The sequence below is a fragment of the Chromohalobacter sp. HP20-39 genome (genome assembly GCF_033052815.1).
Lineage (GTDB): Bacteria > Pseudomonadota > Gammaproteobacteria > Pseudomonadales > Halomonadaceae > Chromohalobacter.
Genome location: NZ_JAWHTP010000755.1, coordinates 1 through 266 on the forward strand (window position 1 = coordinate 1; position 266 = coordinate 266).

A 266-nucleotide genomic window follows, 5' to 3' on the forward strand; every position below is an offset into this window, starting at 1 on the left:
CAAGAGCCCGATCCGGACCGGCGCCGACCATCTCGCCGCCTGCATCGCCGAGATGCAGAAGCACAATGTCGTCAAGGGCGTGGTGAGCGGCGGCGATGGCGACCGGCTCCAGGCGGCGATCGACTGGCACGATCGCGACCCCGATCGCTTCGTCGCCGGCGCAGGGATCCGCGGCTCGGACGACACGCCGCTGCCGCCGATCGAGGTGCTCCGCAAGGCCTTTGCGGACGGCAGGCTCAAGGTGCTGGGCGAAGTGACGTCGCAAT

1 protein-coding gene is annotated in these 266 nt (G+C 69.5%); it reads left to right on the plus strand.

All coding sequences use genetic code 11. The features are described 5' to 3' along the window. Positions 1 to 266, plus strand: a 266-nt coding sequence (locus RVY79_RS19975) for a hypothetical protein (RefSeq protein ID WP_317466318.1), incomplete at both ends; no start/stop codon positions are given.